Origin of the sequence: Dyadobacter sp. (assembly GCF_017744695.1) — a bacterium.
Taxonomy (GTDB): Bacteria; Bacteroidota; Bacteroidia; order Cytophagales; family Spirosomataceae; genus Dyadobacter.
The window spans coordinates 985,192-1,002,586 of record NZ_JAGIAS010000001.1 but is presented as its reverse complement, the minus strand read 5'-3'; the positions used below and the strand labels follow the sequence as shown (position 1 = coordinate 1,002,586).

The window sequence follows — 17,395 nt, the reverse complement described above, 5'->3', positions numbered from 1 at the left end:
TTCCGTTTTACCGAAATGCCTCGTAATTTCAACCTCCGAAACAATCAGGAAAGAGGCAATGGATTTAGGTAATGTGTTGAAACAGATTGAGTTTATTAAGGAAATTGACAAACTCAAGTACATTCAAAGGAAAACGAAGCTTTTAAACAGCGACAGGAACGAAAATGACGCTGAGCACAGCTGGCACCTGGCGGTGATGGCCGTTGTGCTGGCCGGGCATTCCAATGTGCCTGTCGATGTACTCAAAGTGGTGAAGATGGTATTGATCCACGACATTGTAGAGATCGACGCGGGAGATACCTTCATTTATGATACCCAAAAAAGCCACACCAATACGGATAACGAACGGCTCGCGGCGAACCGGATTTTCGGGATGCTTCCGGCAGAACAGGCCAGCGAACTGATCGCTGTCTGGGAAGAGTTCGAGGCGGGGGAGACCAGCGAAGCCAAATTTGCCCGGGCCATGGACCGCCTGGAACCGCTCCTTCAAAATAGCTCCAACAACGGCGGTACCTGGCGCGAGTTCGGGGTGAAATACGAGAAGGTATATGAGAAAAAGAAGGTGATCAGGGAAGGTTCCGAGGCGTTGTGGGCATACGCGGAAGGTGTGATCAATGAAAGCGTGGAGAAAGGGATCCTGGCAAAATAACCAATCGATAGCCGCAGGGCACCACGGCGGCGACGCGTTTGGTCTACGTTTTCAACGGTTGGTCTACAATATTTTTCCTGGCGCAGGTATTTGATTTCCTTTGCTTAACATCAAATATCTCGCTATGAAAACGCTTAGAAACTTGCTCATTATCACCGTTCTGGTGACGATACTGGCCTGCTTCACCCGCGACCGCGGGTTCGTGCCGTTTAAGCCCGTGTACACCTGGAAAGAAATCCTCCCGGCCGGAAATGGCTCACACCAGTATGAATGGAAGACGGGGACATTTCCGATGGGGCTCGTACCGCACGTTGCATTTAATGGTGATCTGTGGATGGTCGGCCAGAAAGCGTCGTGGTCGTCGGCGGACGGTGTTATCTGGACCCGCCACGGGAAGAACGACTGGGGGGAACGCATCTACTTGTCGGGTGTTTACTTCGCCGGCAAGCTCTGGCAGACGGGTGGAATGCGCTATCAGGAAAGAGCGCTGACCAACGAGCTATGGAGCTCCGGTGACGGTTCCGCATGGCAAAAGGCCCATGCCGCCTGGGAACCAAGGAAAGGCCAGGCATTGGTTGTTTTCAAGAATAAATTATGGATTTTCGGAGGTACTTCGAAGATATCGAGGGACTTCGAATCTCTTGAAATGAAAAACGACGTATGGTCGTCGCCGGACGGCGTAACCTGGACGCGGGAAGTAGCACAGGCACCGTGGTCGCCCCGTGATAGGCCGCAAGTGGTGGTCATGCGCGACACGTTGTATATGGTAGGCGCTCAGGGAATGGCCGACGTCTGGCGTTCGGCAGACGGTAAAAGCTGGACGCAACTCACTGCGGAAGCCGGCTGGAAAAAGCGTTACGATATGGGTGTGCAGGTCTTCGACGGCAGGCTCTGGGTGTTCGGAGGTCGCGACCTCAATCCCGATCTCTACAAGGGTGCATTAAACGACGTATGGTTTTCTACGAATGGTACAGACTGGTTCCGTCACGCCGAACACGCCCCATGGAGCGTCCGCAGTGGCGGCCATAGCGCCGTGTTCCATGACCAATTGTGGATTTTCAGCGGGAAACACACCGGAGAGAATCCGGCCTGGAAAGGGGATGTTTGGGTGTTGCAAAAGAAATAGGGAAGTAAGCTTGTTGTCCTGTGGTGATATTGGAAAAATTAAATTAAAAACTTTAATCACAATATATGACTAAGAATTAGGGTATTCCGGCTTTTAACTTCAGAATGGTGCGTAAAGACTGGAAAACCATGAAGTTACGAGCGAAGAAGGTTGCTTTTTTGAAGTGGGGAAAGTGGGCAGCTGCGGCCTGTGCAGGCATGCTCGTTCTGGCGCGGTGCGGTGTGAAAAAACCGGAGGAAGTAGCACTAGCATTGAAGGATGTGCCCGCTCAACTGGATTTTAATTACGACGTCAAACCGATCCTTTCCGACAAATGCTTCGCCTGCCACGGGCCGGATGCTAAAAAACAAAAGGGCGGATTACGGCTGGATACCGAGGAAGGGGCCTACAAAGCGCTGAAAAATGCAAAAAGCGGCGTCCTGAACCGGCGCCATGCGATCGTTCCCGGTGACGTGGCGGCCAGCGAAGTCTACAACCGGCTTATATCGCAGGATCCGGAAGTGAAAATGCCGCCGCCCGCTTCCAATCTTACATTATCCGCAAAAGAAATAGCGGTACTCACGCGCTGGATTGAGGAAGGGGCCGAATACAAGCCGCATTGGTCGTTTATCAAACCTGAGAAGCCTGAAATCCCGCAACCGAAGCGCCCCGAATGGGTTCGCACACCCATCGATCAATTTATTCTGGCAAGACTGGAAAAGGAAAAGCTGTCGCCTTCACCGGAAGCCAGCCGGGAAGACCTGATCCGCCGGGCAAGTTTCGATCTCACCGGCTTGCCGCCAACACTCGCGGAAATCGATGCATTCGTAGCCGACAAGTCGCCTGACGCGTACGCGAAACTGATCGACCGTCTGTTGCAATCGCCCGCTTACGGAGAGCGGATGGCCAGCGAATGGATGGACGTATCGCGGTACGCCGATAGCGACGGATACCTCGACGATAAACACCGCGACTTCTCGCCCTGGCGTGACTGGGTGATCAGCGCATTTAATCGAAATATTCCCTACAACAGATTTGTCACCATGCAGCTGGCGGGGGATCTTTTGCCTGATAAAACCAAGGAGACCATTCTGGCTACGGCATTCAACCGCCTGCATAAGAAAAGTTCGGAGGCGGGGATTGTTTTTGAAGAATACCGGGTGGAATACAATGCCGATCGCGTGCAGACGCTGGGGCAAGGGATCCTGGGCCTTTCCGTGCAATGTGCACGCTGTCACGATCACAAGTACGATCCGATCAGTCAGGAGGCCTATTACAAAATGTTCGGCCTTTTCAACAGTACCAACGAAACCGGTAGCCCCGTTTACGGCCCGGACCAGACGCCCGGTCCTGCATTGCTGCTGACAAGCAAAGAAAACGAAGAAATGCTGCGTTTTTTCGACCGGAAAATCACCGGACTTTCCAACCAGCTTGCTCATGTTAACAACGATTCGGAGGAAGACCTGCGAAAGTGGCAACATACAGGAGTGTTATCCGAAAAGCTGCTGGACCAAAGGGTTCGCGAGGGGATGGTAGCCTATTATCCCTTCGAAAAAACCGTGAAGACTGCCGATGGCAAGACGGTGATGCCCAACGCGCTCAATGCCAGACAGCTGGCGCAATGCAACGAAATCATGCTGAAACCCGGCGTAAAGGGTAATGCCTATTTTGTGTCGGATTACAATTCCATCAAGCTGGGCAATAACATCGGCTGGCACGAACGGACCGAGCCGTTCTCGGTGGAACTGTGGATCAACCCGAATACGGTTTATCCCGACGCGGGCATTTTTTACCATTGCGAAGACTTGCGGTTGGGGTACAAAGGCTATTCGTTGCGGTTGGCCAATAACAGGTTACAGTTTATCATCGCACATTCTTACCCGCAAAACGCGATTCAGGTCAGCACCGTCGCGCCGGTACCTGTGAAGAAATGGACGAAAGTTACCGTTACCTACGACGGTTCCAGCAAGGCATCCGGGGCGAAGATTTATGTGAATGGGGAAGCCGCCGGAACTGCCATTGACTTTGATAACCTGTACAAAGGAATTTTGTATGAAAAAGATATTCATACTTATGGCTTTCAGGGATTCATGGTCGGGCAGCGTAACCTGCTCATTCCTTTCAAAGATGGCGGGATCGATGAGTTGAAAATCTATGACAAGTCGCTTACTGCCCTGGAAGTTTTATACAACCATAACCCCCAAAAGGCTGCTGAAATGCTGAAAACGCAGGTGTCGGGCGAGCAGAAGGCGATGGTAAAGGAGTTTTTCAATGCGTATTTCAATGCAAAAGCACAAATGCTGCGCGACAGCCTGAAAGCCCGTATGGAGGAGCAGAACAAGCTGGTCAACAGCATTCCCGAATTGATGGTGATGGGCGACCTGCCCAAACCGCGGCCGACTTACCTGCTCACACGCGGTGCGTACAACGCGCCCGGCAAGCAGGTTACCCCCGCTGCGCTGGATGCCGTCATGCCGTTCGAGGGAAAATTCCCACCAAACCGACTGGGCCTCGCGCGCTGGCTTTTCGATCGAAACAATCCGCTCACCGCAAGGGTTTTTGTGAACCGTATCTGGCAAATGCATTTCGGAAACGGCATTGTACGCTCCTCGGCCGATTTCGGGAATCAGGGTAATCTGCCGTCGCATCCCGAACTCCTCGACTGGCTGGCCGTCGATTTTATGGATTCCGGGTGGAATATCAAAAGGCTGCACAAGCTCATCATGCTTTCGGCGACCTACCGGCAGGTGTCCAAAGCCACACCGCAATTGCTGGAAAAAGACCCGGACAATGCATTGCTGGCAAGAGGCGCCCGGTTCCGGTTTACTGCCGAAATGATACGGGACAACTCGCTTGCGATCAGCGGGCTGCTGGTCAGCAGGATTGGCGGTAAAAGTGTTTATCCTTATCAACCCGCCGGCCTCTGGGACGAGCTGAGCGATAAGGTATGGCGTTACAAATACCAGCAGGAACCCGGCGAGGGCCTGTACCGCCGGAGCCTCTATACCATCTGGAAGCGGACTTCTCCGCCGCCCTCCATGCTGATTTTCGATGCGCCCGAACGTGGTGAATGTGTCGCAAAACGTCGATCTACGAGCACCCCTTTGCAGGCATTGGTGCTGCTCAACGACCCGCAATATGTGGAGGCCGCCAGGGCATTGGCCGAGAAAGTTTTGCATACGTGTAAAACAGGTGGTCAGGAAGCAACAAGCCTTGCTTTCCGGCTGATAACCGGTAGGAGGCCCGACAAGGCAGAGCAGCAGATACTCACGGAATTCTATGCGGACGAATTGAAACGTTTTCGCGCAAAGCCCACGCAGGCGCTCGAATACCTCCGCACGGGCGAACGCAAGTGGGACACGACACTGCCACCCGAGGAAATAGCCGCATTGGCTACCGTCTCGAATTCGATTATGAACACCGACGAGGGGCATACCCGCAAATGACATGGTTATGGAAGACTTGAAAAAGGTATTGACGCAACTCAACCGCCGGGATTTTCTCACGAAAGCGGGCCTCGGCTTCGGTTCCATTGCGCTTTCGAGCATTTTACAGGCGGGGACCTTACCCGGCGCGCGCAGGGAGGAGGCGGAAGGCGCCGAATCGGCCATCGCGCCGTTTGTCCGCGGGCCGCATTTCGCTCCGAAAGCGAAGCGGATCATTTATTTGTTCCAAAGCGGCGGGCCATCGCAGCTGGAAACATTTGACTACAAGCCGGCATTGGCCAAATGGCATGGTCAGGAAATCCCCGATTCGATTAAATCGACACAACGGAACTCGGGAATGGTAGCCGGGCAGTCGACCTTCCCGCTGGTCAAATCGATTTATGATTTCAGGCAATACGGGCAGTCGGGTGCGTGGGTGAGCGAGCTGTTGCCTTACACGGCGGGCATTGTGGATGATTTATGTATTGTCAAATCGGTGTTTACAGAGGCGATCAACCACGAACCGGCGGTGATGTTTGTACAAACCGGTTCGCAGCAAAGCGGTCGTCCGTCGATGGGTTCGTGGCTGAGCTATGGACTGGGTTCTGATAACCAGAACCTTCCCCATTTTATGGTATTGATTTCCAAGGGTGTCAGTGGCGACCAGCCATTGAGCACGGCTGCCTGGGCGAATGGTTTCCTGGCGTCGCATCACCAGGGTGTGCAGTTGCGGGCGGGGAAGAACCCGGTGCTTTATTTGCAGAACCCGTACGGCGTGCATAAGGAGGACCGGCGGCGCGCATTGGACCGCATTAAGGAGCTGAATGAGCACCAGTTCACGCTTTGGGGCGACCCTGAAATTCAGTCGAAGATCAGCCAATACGAAATGGCCTACAAAATGCAGACGTCCGTGCCCGAGGCTGTGGATACCTCCGGTGAGCCGGACTATATCTACAAAATGTACGGCGAAGATGCCCGGAAGCCCGGGACGTTCGCTGCAAACTGCCTGCTGGCACGGCGCATGGCTGAGCGCGATGTGAAGTTTATCCAGCTCTATCACATGGGTTGGGACCAGCATGGCGATTTACCCAAAAACATTGCGAAACAGGCCAGGGATGTAGACCAGGCGTCGGCTGCATTGGTGAAAGACCTCAAACAGCGCGGGTTGCTGGAAGACACACTGGTGGTCTGGGGTGGGGAATTCGGTCGTACGAGTTTTTCGCAGGGCAAACTCACCGCCGATAACTACGGCCGCGACCATCATCCGGGCTGCTTTTCGATGTGGATGACAGGCGGCGGTATTAAAACCGGGCAGGTGTATGGCGAAACCGACGAATTCAGTTATAATGTCGTGAAAGACGGCGTGCATGTGCATGATTTCCAGGCTACCTTGCTGCACCTCTTCGGCCTCGATCACGAGAAGCTGATATTCAAACACCAGGGGAGGCGGTACCGGCTTACCGACGTGCATGGCAAGGTCGTCAAGGGCCTGATCGCATGACGGGTGCAGCTGGTTTGAGTAAAATGCGTCGCTGGAATCGCGTAGCGATGAAATGTTGGTAGCAATCGATTCGAATGGTGTATTTCGGAAAATGCCGTCAGGCATGCAACAACAGCGCGTCGTTGTTGCATGCCTGACGGCATTTGTTCCCCGATCAATGACAATCCCTGACAATCATGCCTGACCACACCTGACAATACCTAACCACGATCTAGCTCCGGTAAACCAGATTCCCGCGATGCACGAGGGCCTTCACGGGCGAAATGCGTGCAACAGCCTCGGCCGAGCAACTGGCTTCTACCAGTACCACGCTCGCTTCGTCGCCGGCCTTGGGCCATTGCTGTTTGCCCTGATCGTCAAGCGGCAGAATCCCGCAGGTCGCCAGTTTGAGACAGCGCGACAGGTCCCGTTCCGTCGACTGGCCGTAAAGCTGCGCCATCAGGTTCGATTTCTGCAACACGCTTCCCGATCCAAATGTATTCCAGTGGTCCACAATGCTGTCGTTGCCGGTCATGACAGTCACGCCATAGCGGTAAAGGGTCGGAATGGGCATGATGGTACTTCCAAACGGAATGGTGGAAACTACGCCTACGCGTGCGTGCGCGAGTTTTTCGGACACTTCTTCCAGCTTGGGTTTTTCAAGCCGGGCGAGCACGAAGCAATGGCTGAGGAATGTCTTGTCAGCCAGCGCCGGGTTTTCAATGACTTTTTGGGTCAGATATTCAACGGTTTTCAAACCGGGCTCACCGCCTTCATGCAGGTGAATATCGATGCCCTTGCCATGATCGAGCGCAAGCTGGACAATGAAGTCAATCTGTTTCTCCACGCTTCCGTCGATGGCATTCGGGTCGAGGCCGCCGATGAAGTCGATGTCCATCGCGGCGGCTTCTTTCATCCATTGTTCGGACTGCGAATAGAAAACCCCGTGCTGCGGAAATGCGACGAGTTCTGCCCCGAAAGTATCTTTTTTATTTTCAATCGCTTTTTGCAGGTTTTTCAACGAATCCAGCTTCGAAGTCGGTTCGATGTTGACGTGGCTTCGCGCAAAATTCGTCCCCTTCGATTGCAGCAGTTCGATGATCTTTTCGGCGCGGTAGGTGGATGTTTTCAGTAGTTCGGGCAAAGTTTTTTGCTCGAAAGCGATCATGTCCTTCACCGAACGGTTTTTCGCCGACCGTGCTTTCCAGGGGCCGCCGTAGTAAGTTTTATCCAAATGAATATGCATATCCCTGAACGCCGGCAGCATAAGCTGCCCTTTGGCATCGGTAGCATTGGCTTTGGGATCGTTGGGCAGCACGGCTTTGATCTTTCCGCCTTCTATCTCGACGCGGAAAAGTCCGGTTTCGGTGGCGACCACCTCGTCGTCCTCATAAACGAAACCCGTTTCCAGGCGCACGTTTTTGAGCGCCCATTTCTTCGCAGGTTTGCCGCCCGTTTCGGTCGGTTGCGTTGCGCCGGAAGCGAATGCCCCCGCTTTTTTGACGAGCATTTCGCCTGCGAGCAACAGACCGGAACTTTGAATGAACGTTTTGCGGGAAATGGATTCCATATGCCTGGGATTAAGGTTTACGCAAAGTTAACCCCGGCGGCGCGTTCAAGCGATGCGCTATTTATGCCAAAACTTGTAGGATTTATAACGAATTGCGGAAGGCACGCGGCGACAGGCCTGTCTGCGCTTTGAAGAAGTTGGAGAAATGAGGAAGGTCGCTGAACCCCAGCTCAAATGCGATCTCCTTGGCCGATTGCCCCGAAACCAGCAGCAGACGTTTCGCCTCCAGGCCCACACGGTTATGGATCAGGAATGTGGCTGGTACATGCAAGTGCCTTTTACAGAGAATGTTGAGGTAGTTGGGGGAAATACTGAGCTGATCGGCGTAGAATGCGACGGTTTTGTGGGTCTTGAAATGCGCATCTACCAGCGCGTGGTACTTGAAAAGGATCGGGTTGGCGCGGTAGGTGCCGATATCCTCGTAAATACGCTCGGCTTCGCGGCTCACCAGTTGCAAAGCCACCCGGCTGCGAAGTTGTACCATATCCCAGTCTACCAATGCGGTGCCCAGTTCGCCTTCCAGGGCTTCCAGCTCGTAGCACAATGCCTGGAAAACCGCGTGCGGCAGATCGATCACCGGGTGGTTCCGGTAGGATATAAACGACAGCCGCAGAAAGTTGGAGGAAGTCTCGAAAGCACGCCGCCCGACCATCAGCTGAAACCCGGAAGTGGCTTCATCCAAATCCCAGTGATGCACCTGGCCGGGAAACAGCAAATGCACCTGTCCGCTCGCGACAGGGTAATCGACGAAGTCGATGGAATGCGTGCCACCGCCCTGCTTCACCACAAAAAGCATGAAGAAATCGTGCTTGTGCGGCTTCTCGATCCGGCTTTTACCATCCACCTCATGGCGCAAAAGCTTGTAACCCGACTCCGCAGAAGAGTCGAAAGCATCGATGCCAAGAGTCGGAAACGCCGGTTTAGTATTCATAGGTTGAAATTACAAAAAATGCCGCAAGGGGGTTCCCGGTTCTTATTGTAAGGTCAAAGGAGGGTTTTTGCAGGTGATAAGGGTAGGGAACTATATGAGGGGAGGAGGCAGTACAGGCTCTATCTGCATTTGTCGCGATCTCAACCGCCCCCGGCATTTCCTCGGTTGTGGTACATTCCCGGATATTTCAGGATTTGTACCCGGGCGAAACATTTGCGTAATTATATTTGTATATTAAATCTATAAAAATAATAGATTAATATTCACAAACGACAAAAGGCAGGCTGTATGAAGACCTATCAACTCAAACTCACATACCCCGAAACGTTAAGTGTGCATCACATCACATCGCTGGTGGAATCGGTAAAAGGCGTAAGGATACAACGATTGAATATCATCGGGCGCGGGCGCGAGTTTGTGGGTGTACTGGTGGTAGAGGCGGCGGGACTGCTGCATTACGATTCGTTGGTGGAGCGGCTGCGTTCGCGTCAGGAAGTGTCGCTCGATGAACCGGAAGTAGTCGCGCTTTAACGACTTCTCCCCGTTACAGATCATTAGAAGGGCTTGGTTATTAGCTTATTGAATCCGGAAATGATTTGTGTCGAACCGGTAACAATGACAACCACCAGGCATATGTTTAAAGCATTCAGAATCTGCATTATTCTCAACGTATTATTGCCGCTGACGGCTATTAGCGGTCAGCGGTCGGTGGTCGGCGGTCCAAAAAGCCCCAACATCGTCATCATCATGGCCGACGACCTTGATAGCCGGCAATTGAGCTGCTATGGCGGTCAGAACCTCAAAACCACACACATTGATGCCCTGGCGAAAGAAGGATTGAAATTCCATAACCTGTTTACCTCGGAGGCGATGTGCGTACCTACGCGGGCGTCCCTGTTTACGGGACTCTACCCGGTGCGGCACGGGTCGTTCCAGAACCACAAGCCGGTGTACGATCACCTGAAAAGCGTGGGACATTACCTGGCTGATCTCGGCTACCGCGTGGGATTGACGGGGAAGGACCATGTCACAAAACCCAAAAGCGTGTTCCCGTTCGATATCGTGGACGGGTTTGAACCGAATTGCGTAGCACCAACCGACGAATACCGCCTCGACGACATTAAGAAATACATCACCGGCAGCGACAAGCCCTATTGCCTTTTTGTAATGAGTATTAATCCCCACGCTCCCTGGACGGTAGGGGATACCACCGAATTCGACGCCGCGAAGCTCAAACTGCCCGCCAACTGGGTGGACACGCCTGTTACCCGGAGGCAATTTGTGAAATATCTCGCCGAGGTACGCCGGCTGGACGACCAGGTGGGGGACATCCGGGCGCTGCTGAAAGAGACCGGGCAGGACAAGAACACCATTCTGATTTTCCTCGGCGAGCAGGGTGCACAGTTCCCGGGTGCGAAGTGGAACCTCTACGATACCGGCCAGCGTAGTTCGATGCTTGTCAAATGGCCCGGGAAAGTAAAGCCTTCGACAGAGACCCATGCATTGATCCAATATGAAGATATCACCCCGACGCTGATCGACATTGCTGGTGGAAAGCCTGCTGCCGGTCTTGATGGCCGCAGCTTTTTGCCCGTCATTTCAGGCAGGAACAAGGAGGCGCGAAACTACGCCTACGGCATTCATAACAACATTCCGGAAGGCGATCCTTATCCGATCCGCAGTATTCGCGATCACCGCTACAAGTTGATTCTCAACCTTGCACCCGACAAACCGTATTACAACCGATTCATGATGGACCGTAATCGGAAAGACCGTAATACCGTATGGTTTTCATGGGTGGATGACAAGGCTGATCCGAATGCCGGAAAGATTACCGAACGTTTCCAGCACCGGCCTGCCGTAGAATTTTATGATACGGAAAAAGACCCATTTGAATCGAAAAACCTGGCTGCCGACCCGCTATATGCACAACGCATCGCCACCCTGCGCACGGAACTGGAAGCCTGGATGAAGCAACAAGGCGACGAAGGCGCTTCCATCGATAGGGTGTACTCCAAAAAGCAGGAAGTGAAATGAGGCGGACAATCATAATAATACTGTTATTAATGGCCATCGGCGGTCGGTGGTCGGCGGTCCATGGTCAAAAAACTCCCGGCCGTCAAACTCCTAACATCCTCGTCATCATGACGGACGATCAGGGGTACGGCGATTTCGGTTTTACCGGAAACCCGCACGTTAAGACGCCGAATATCGATCGGCTAGCCACCCGCTCCACGCGGCTGACGAACTATCATAATTCTCCCGTATGCGCCCCCACACGTGCGAGCCTGCTCACAGGACGCTACCACCAGCGCACAGGCGTACATGATACCTATAACGGTGGGGCGATCATGGCTGCGGAAGAAGTGACATTGGCTGAGATACTTTCCAAAAACGGTTACCGGACCGGTATTGTCGGGAAATGGCACCTGGGCGATAACTATCCGTTCCGGCCGTCGGACCAGGGTTTTCAGTACAGCCTTATTCACGGCGGCGGCGGGGTAGGGCAGCCGGGCGATTTTTTCGAAAACTTTATCCGCACCGACAGCAGCTATTTCAATACCACATTGTACGAAAACGACAGGAAGGTACAGCGGCAGGGCTATTGCACGGACGTTTTTACCGATCAGGCCCTGGAATTTCTGAACGAAAAGAAGTCGGCGCCTTTCTTCCTCTACGTTTCCTACAATGCGCCGCATACACCGCTGCAATTGCCGAAAAAGTACGAGGATATGTATAAGGACCTCCGTTTCGACACGGAAACCGACCGGGAGGAAGGCAAAGCCTGGGCCAAGATGACCGATAAGGACAAGGCCGACGCCCGGAAAGTGTACGGGATGGCTACCAATATCGACGATAACGTAGGCCGCATTCTGGCGGAGCTCAGGAACCGTGGCTTGGAAGAAAACACCATTGTCATATTCCTCACCGACAACGGCAACCAGCAATTGCGTTTCAATGCCGGTTTCCGCGGGTTGAAAGGAACTGCCTGGGAAGGTGGTACGCGTGTGCCGCTCCTGATTTCGGGCGCAGGGCTTTTTGAACCGGATAAGGAAGTGAATGCATTGCTGGCGCATATCGACCTAGTGCCTACTTTGCTCGATGCTGCCCGGATTCCATTACCCACCAATGTGAGGTACGACGGCCGTTCCGCACTGAAAACGATTCAGGGGAAGGCAGCGCCTGGTCCCCGCACTTTCTATAACGCCTGGAACCGTGGCTGGCCGGAGCCCTACCGCAATGCGGCTTTTTATGAAAACAACTACAAACTCGTGGCATTCAATGCCGAAGGGGACGATCTGAATACGTTCGGCCTGTTCGACCTTGATAAGGACCCGTTTGAACAACATAACCTTGTGGCGTCAGAGCCTGCACTGGCGAAGCGACTTAAAAAAGGCCTTGATAGCGTCTTTAATGACATTTCAAATAGTCCCAACCTCACAGAGCAACGCATTATCGTAGGCTCCATCCACGAGCCGCTCTCGATCCTCACCCGTCAGGACCTGAGCGGCACCAACATGGGCGCCTGGTTGGCCGACAAAGCCACCGGCTACTGGCATATTACCATTGCCCGGGATGGCTATTACAACCTCCGGCCGATCCACACCGCAACCATCCAGTCGGGCACGCGTAGCCTTGTTCGTCTTGGGCACATCCAGCGCAGCGCCCTCGCCAAGGGTGACAGAAATGCCGTAACTATCCCGAAGGTGTGGTTGAAAAAGGGCGATTATCTGGTAGAATCATGGTTTGAGGGCCAAGGCGGGGTGACGGGGCCGTATTACCTGGAAATGAGCCGCGCCGTTGAGAAATAGCCAACGCGGCCTCGACGGCCCCCCTGTTTATTTGTACAAAAGAAGTAAAGCACATAAATCCAAAGTCGACGTCAAAAACACACAAGCCCCATGCTAAAACAACTCCTGTTTGCCGCAGCGCTTTTACACGCTGCCAACTGGCAAGCCTACGCCCAGAAAAAGAAGGCCCCGCAGCAACAGCCTCCCAACATTGTCCTCATCGTTTCCGACGACCACAGTGCGCCGTTTCTGAGCAGCTACGGCTATCCGCAGATCAAAACCCCGAATATTGACCGGCTCGCGCAGGAAGGTGTCCGCTTTACGCGTGCCTATACGACCGCGCCGCAATGCGTGCTCTCGCGGGCGGCGATCATGACCGGGCGCAACACGCTCGATGTGCAGATGACCCGCTTTTCGGCTCCGCTCGATGCCTCGGTAACGGCTTATCCCGAACTGCTGCGCAAAGGCGGCTATTATACCGGCATCCTTGGCAGGAATTTCCACCTCGACGGTAACCGGCGCGTGCCCGAAACGGTGGCTGTATTGGAAAAATATGGCCTGGAAACCTTCAAAAACCGGGTCGATTACCTGAATGGGACCGGTAACCGCGACAGTATTTACCAGCAATACACAGAGTTCCTGGACAAAGCCCCCAAAAACAAGCCATTTTTCGTGCAAGTCGGGTACAGTGATCCGCACCGGATTTTCAATGCCAAAAACTTCGAACCCGATCCGCAATCGCTCACATTGCCCGGACATTGGCCGGATACCAAAGGAGTACGGGCCGATTTCGCTTCCTATCTCGGTGAAATCCAGCGTCTCGACAGCGACGTAGGCCGTGTGCTGGATGATCTGAAAAAGCGCGGACTGGAAGAAAATACGCTTGTGGTCTTTATCGGCGATAATGGCGGTGCATTGCTGCGCGGCAAGGGTACCTTATATGATCTGGGCATTCACGTGCCGCTGATCATCCGTCATCCGAAGCTGGTCAAAGCCGGCCAGGTAAGCGACGTGCTCGTATCCGGCATTGATATTGCGCCGACGTTTCTGACCGTAGCAGGAGTAGCTATTCCCAAAGAAATCACTGGTAAAAGCCTCACGCCCGCCTTCACCGATCCGCAGCAGGGGGGCCACGAGTACATTTTCGCTGTTCGCGGTGCGCATGGGCAGGGTTTGCCTACCAATTCTTCCAATTTCGATTTGGGGAGGACTATTTTTAACAAAAAGTACAAGCTGATTTACAACGCGATCTGGCAGATTCCCTACCACCCGGTCGATTTTGCGGGACAACCTTTCTGGCTGGATTTGAAACAGCAGCACGCGGAGGGGAAACTGGAAGAGAAATACGACAAACTCCTTTTCGCCGACCGTCGCAAAATGTTTGAAATCTATGATTTGCAGGCCGATCCGGACGAAACCAATAACCTGTCGGGCAAAGCGGAAGTAGCGTCGATCGAACACGATCTGAAAACACGCTTGCAGGAATGGATGATTTTGAACCGGGATTATCTGCCGCTGCCTATTGCACCGGAGAATTAAAGTCTCTTAGTCGGGTTGTATCAGGAAGCTCCGATGGAGCCTTTGCATGACAGGGGCCAATGGGTTCTATAAACAGGACGCCGCTCTGCGGCTGGGTCCTGTTACATTGAAGATTCAATGTCCTGACAGCCCCGGAGGGGCAACCTGTTTATAGAAACCCAAACGGTGCCATGTGTGAGCTCCGTAGGAGCTTCCTGCCTTCAAAAAAATAAAGGAAGAAATATAGGGCAGAACTCGTCGGTTACCCGATGAAAGGCAATGGGCGTCACGCGATCCGCTTCGCATTGGATGCCCCGACCCATTCGCAAACTTCGCATTCGGGGCAGGGTGTGAGCCTGGTAATGTTTTTGCCCTCGCGTACGCCGCCGCATTTGGCGCAAGCGATATATTCGCAGTTTTCTTTACCGTTCAGCCTGTTTTGGAGTTCGTCGGGGAAAATAGGGAGGCCGTATTTCACTTCCTCATCGGCGAAGAAAAGTACGCTGAATTCGCCGGAAGTTTCGATCAACACCGTGCGGACCTGGCCGAGGTGCTCGATGTTGCGCAGCCGGAGTTCAGCGAAGAACTCGTCCTGCGAAAGCCCCGATTCGCGGAAAGCGTCCATAAGGAGCTTGCCGTCACGGATCACGTACAACGGCTTGCCTTCGAGTAGTTTTTCGATTTTTACAAAACGGTCGGAGAGGCGGGTAACGGTGATGTACAGCGTGATTACGACGAGAAATACGACGAACGCAGGTAGAATGCCCACATCATCATAAAACATGGGATCGCCTGCTGCGGAGCCTAACCCGATAATCAGTACCAGTTCAAAAATAGAAAGCTGCTTGATTCCCCGCCTGCCGGAAGCGCGCAATGCGATTAAGATAATTAAAAACATGATGACCGTCCGGAGCACAACTTCCAGCAGGAAGCCGAACGGGTGGTCGTGCATGAGGATTTTTCTCCAATCGGCAAATTCGAACATGGCAAATGGATGGTTTCCCTACCCACGTGCAAAATACGTGCCGCGCCGCGTAGGCCGAGCCGCGTAGGTCGAGCCGCGGAGGCCTACATTCCGGCCGCCAACACCCAAACCAGCACATTCACCACATACCCGAACTTCGCCCGCAATACCCTAAGGCATTTGCTGATGTGAAACTCCACCGTCTTCTCCGACAGTTCGAGCATTTGGGCGATTTCCTTGTTAGGAACGCCGCTGCGGCTCATTTCGAATACCTGCTTGCTTTTCTCAGGCAGGTTCGAGAGCTCGCGCGTGTAGATTTCCTGTACTTCCTTCAACGATAACCATTCCTGCACCAGGTTGGCCGACTGCGACGATAAAGTTTCCACATCGATGTCGTTCAGCGATACCGTATGCTGCGTGAGCTGCTTTCGCAAATGCGAGATAATGCGGTTTTTAAGCGCGGAAAAAAGGTAGAGATTGAATGCTTTTTCAATGGTAATGCCCGTCCGTTGCAGCCATAAATGTACAAACAGGTCCTGTACAAGATCTTCCGACACCTCACTGTTGCCGGTCTTTCGCAATGCGAGCGCGTAAAGCCGGGATGAATACCTGCGGTGGAGCTCCGCAAAGGCCAGCGAATCGTCCGAAACCCTTGTTAGTTGCCATAATCCGAGGTCGTCGTTATCGCGGTAATCCTTACTCATGAGGTGCATGCTTCAACTTCGACCAAAAGTAATAAGGATTCAAATAGTATTTGTCATAAAATTTCTTCAAAAGTCACTAGGGATGGAGGCGTGCCGCGCGTCCTGTTTATAGGGAACTGAAATAGCCGTCATTACAAACGCATTATGAATAAAAATAAGCATTCGTCGGGCGACGCCTCGCCAGGCGACAACATTTCGCCGGAGCTTTTGAAACGCTATGTCGAAGGGCAATGCACGCCGGAGGAAGCATTTCTGGTCGACGAATGGTACGCCTCGTTATCGGAAGGGCCCGGCAGCCCGGCGGCGTTCGATCAACCCCGGCATTTGGGCAAAGTGCAGAATGAGATTCAGAGATTGTCGGGCGGAGATGCATCGGCCAGCGAGGTACAGACTGTGTCCTTGCAGCGCCCGGCGCACCGGAGCTCCGTATTCCAAAGATTGCTGCGGTATGCGGTAGCGGCGATGGTCCTCCTCGCGGTGGGCGTTGGCGGTTATCATTTTTTATCTCAGAACAAATCCGTTTTCAAAGCCGGCGGCAACACCATTGCGGTCGTGAACAAGACCCGTCAGGTACGCAAGCATACATTCCCCGACGGCTCCGAAGCCTGGCTGAACCCCGGTACCCGCATTACTTATGCCAAAGAAGATTTCAAGCAGGATTCCCGCGAAGTTTCCCTCGAAGGCGAGGCATTTTTTGAGGTAACCCATGACGCGTCGCGGCCATTCTTCGTCCACGGCGAGTCGGTGCAGGTGAAAGTGCTGGGCACGAGCTTCAATGTGCGTGCGCTTAAAGGCGAGGCGGAATATGCGGTTTCCGTCGTAACAGGTAAGGTTTCGGTAACGGCCGACAAGGGCGCGGAGGTAATGCTCCTGCCGCATCAGCAAGCGGTTTTCAAAGTAGCTTCCGGCGAGCTGGTAAGCGAAGCGGTGCCCGAAGTGGCCGAAAAAGCGCCGTTATGGCAGCCAGTTTCATTGACTTTCAGTGATGCGAAGCTGGGGGAAGTAGTGAAAAAGCTGGAAGAGAAGTTCGACGTGAAGATCCGCCTGCAAAATCCCAATCTTGAAAACTGCCGGGTGAAGGCGACATTCGACCAGAACCGGCTTTCGGAAATACTTGAAATGACCATGCAGATCGTGGACGCGAGCTATGTGATGCAAAATGACGAGATCGTGATCCGCGGAGAGGGATGTGCCGCTTCGGAGTAGGAAGAATCCCATTCAATACCAATCAAAACAGACACCTAACAGCCGCCCTATG

The 17,395-nt window shown here is 53.3% G+C and carries 13 protein-coding genes; 9 read left to right on the top strand and 4 right to left on the bottom strand.

Annotation, left to right across the window (positions count from 1 at the left end):
- Positions 1 to 58: 58 nt before the first annotated feature.
- From J7619_RS03800 to J7619_RS03785, 4 genes are all read left to right on the top strand, one after another.
- Positions 59 to 649 (top strand): HD family hydrolase, encoded by a 591-nt coding sequence (locus J7619_RS03800; protein ID WP_291194261.1) that lies wholly within the window; start codon positions 59 to 61, stop codon positions 647 to 649.
- A gap of 124 nt (positions 650 to 773) precedes the next feature.
- Positions 774 to 1,775: a hypothetical protein gene (locus J7619_RS03795; protein WP_291194258.1), complete on the top strand. Its 1,002-nt coding sequence runs from the start codon at positions 774 to 776 to the stop codon at positions 1,773 to 1,775.
- Positions 1,776 to 1,903: 128 nt separating this feature from the next.
- Positions 1,904 to 5,200 carry a DUF1553 domain-containing protein gene (locus J7619_RS03790; protein WP_291194255.1) on the top strand — a complete coding sequence of 1,099 codons (3,297 nt, stop codon included), beginning with the start codon at positions 1,904 to 1,906 and terminating at the stop codon, positions 5,198 to 5,200.
- Positions 5,201 to 5,207: 7 nt separating this feature from the next.
- On the top strand, positions 5,208 to 6,680 hold the full coding sequence (locus J7619_RS03785) for a DUF1501 domain-containing protein (RefSeq protein ID WP_291194252.1): 1,473 nt from the start codon (positions 5,208 to 5,210) through the stop codon (positions 6,678 to 6,680).
- 211 nt (positions 6,681 to 6,891) lie between these two features.
- Here the strand turns inward: J7619_RS03785 and J7619_RS03780 are convergent, their stop codons facing one another.
- Together J7619_RS03780 and J7619_RS03775 are read right to left on the bottom strand one after the other, a co-directional pair.
- Positions 6,892 to 8,229, bottom strand: coding sequence for an amidohydrolase family protein (locus J7619_RS03780; protein WP_291194249.1), 1,338 nt, complete (start codon positions 8,227 to 8,229; stop codon positions 6,892 to 6,894).
- 82 nt (positions 8,230 to 8,311) lie between these two features.
- Positions 8,312 to 9,160 carry a helix-turn-helix domain-containing protein gene (locus J7619_RS03775; RefSeq protein WP_291194246.1) on the bottom strand — a complete coding sequence of 283 codons (849 nt, stop codon included), beginning with the start codon at positions 9,158 to 9,160 and terminating at the stop codon, positions 8,312 to 8,314.
- A gap of 288 nt (positions 9,161 to 9,448) precedes the next feature.
- Between J7619_RS03775 and J7619_RS03770 the strand changes: the two genes are divergently transcribed.
- The 4 genes from J7619_RS03770 (at position 9,449) to J7619_RS03755 (ending at position 14,490) form a co-directional block, all read left to right on the top strand.
- Positions 9,449 to 9,691 carry a hypothetical protein gene (locus J7619_RS03770; RefSeq protein ID WP_291194244.1) on the top strand — a complete coding sequence of 81 codons (243 nt, stop codon included), beginning with the start codon at positions 9,449 to 9,451 and terminating at the stop codon, positions 9,689 to 9,691.
- 102 nt (positions 9,692 to 9,793) lie between these two features.
- Positions 9,794 to 11,197 (top strand): sulfatase, encoded by a 1,404-nt coding sequence (locus J7619_RS03765; protein WP_291194241.1) that lies wholly within the window; start codon positions 9,794 to 9,796, stop codon positions 11,195 to 11,197.
- Positions 11,194 to 12,972: an arylsulfatase gene (locus tag J7619_RS03760; protein WP_310589796.1), complete on the top strand. Its 1,779-nt coding sequence runs from the start codon at positions 11,194 to 11,196 to the stop codon at positions 12,970 to 12,972. The genes J7619_RS03765 and J7619_RS03760 overlap by 4 nt, the downstream gene beginning before the upstream one ends.
- Positions 12,973 to 13,062: 90 nt before the next feature.
- Positions 13,063 to 14,490, top strand: a complete 1,428-nt coding sequence (locus J7619_RS03755; RefSeq protein WP_291194235.1) for a sulfatase — start codon at positions 13,063 to 13,065, stop codon at positions 14,488 to 14,490.
- A 265-nt stretch (positions 14,491 to 14,755) separates the two neighbouring features.
- Here the strand turns inward: J7619_RS03755 and J7619_RS03750 are convergent, their stop codons facing one another.
- Together J7619_RS03750 and J7619_RS03745 are read right to left on the bottom strand one after the other, a co-directional pair.
- Positions 14,756 to 15,454, bottom strand: coding sequence for a DUF421 domain-containing protein (locus J7619_RS03750; protein WP_291194232.1), 699 nt, complete (start codon positions 15,452 to 15,454; stop codon positions 14,756 to 14,758).
- 83 nt (positions 15,455 to 15,537) lie between these two features.
- Complete coding sequence (locus J7619_RS03745; RefSeq protein WP_291194230.1) at positions 15,538 to 16,137, bottom strand: RNA polymerase sigma-70 factor; 600 nt, start codon at positions 16,135 to 16,137, stop codon at positions 15,538 to 15,540.
- A 144-nt stretch (positions 16,138 to 16,281) separates the two neighbouring features.
- Here J7619_RS03745 and J7619_RS03740 point away from each other — a divergent pair, with 144 nt between their 5' ends.
- The gene (locus tag J7619_RS03740) at positions 16,282 to 17,343 is read left to right on the top strand and encodes a FecR family protein (RefSeq protein WP_291194227.1); all 1,062 of its coding nucleotides are present in this window, start codon (positions 16,282 to 16,284) and stop codon (positions 17,341 to 17,343) included.
- Positions 17,344 to 17,395: the final 52 nt, after the last annotated feature.

Coding starts and splice junctions, on each gene's coding strand:
- J7619_RS03750 (WP_291194232.1), bottom strand. CDS start 15,454: ATGTTCGAATTTGCCGATTGGAGAAAAATCCTCATGCACGACCACCCG.
- J7619_RS03740 (WP_291194227.1), top strand. CDS start 16,282: ATGAATAAAAATAAGCATTCGTCGGGCGACGCCTCGCCAGGCGACAAC.
- J7619_RS03760 (WP_310589796.1), top strand. CDS start 11,194: ATGAGGCGGACAATCATAATAATACTGTTATTAATGGCCATCGGCGGT.
- J7619_RS03755 (WP_291194235.1), top strand. CDS start 13,063: ATGCTAAAACAACTCCTGTTTGCCGCAGCGCTTTTACACGCTGCCAAC.
- J7619_RS03765 (WP_291194241.1), top strand. CDS start 9,794: ATGTTTAAAGCATTCAGAATCTGCATTATTCTCAACGTATTATTGCCG.
- J7619_RS03785 (WP_291194252.1), top strand. CDS start 5,208: ATGGAAGACTTGAAAAAGGTATTGACGCAACTCAACCGCCGGGATTTT.
- J7619_RS03770 (WP_291194244.1), top strand. CDS start 9,449: ATGAAGACCTATCAACTCAAACTCACATACCCCGAAACGTTAAGTGTG.
- J7619_RS03795 (WP_291194258.1), top strand. CDS start 774: ATGAAAACGCTTAGAAACTTGCTCATTATCACCGTTCTGGTGACGATA.
- J7619_RS03790 (WP_291194255.1), top strand. CDS start 1,904: ATGAAGTTACGAGCGAAGAAGGTTGCTTTTTTGAAGTGGGGAAAGTGG.
- J7619_RS03745 (WP_291194230.1), bottom strand. CDS start 16,137: ATGAGTAAGGATTACCGCGATAACGACGACCTCGGATTATGGCAACTA.
- J7619_RS03780 (WP_291194249.1), bottom strand. CDS start 8,229: ATGGAATCCATTTCCCGCAAAACGTTCATTCAAAGTTCCGGTCTGTTG.
- J7619_RS03800 (WP_291194261.1), top strand. CDS start 59: ATGGATTTAGGTAATGTGTTGAAACAGATTGAGTTTATTAAGGAAATT.
- J7619_RS03775 (WP_291194246.1), bottom strand. CDS start 9,160: ATGAATACTAAACCGGCGTTTCCGACTCTTGGCATCGATGCTTTCGAC.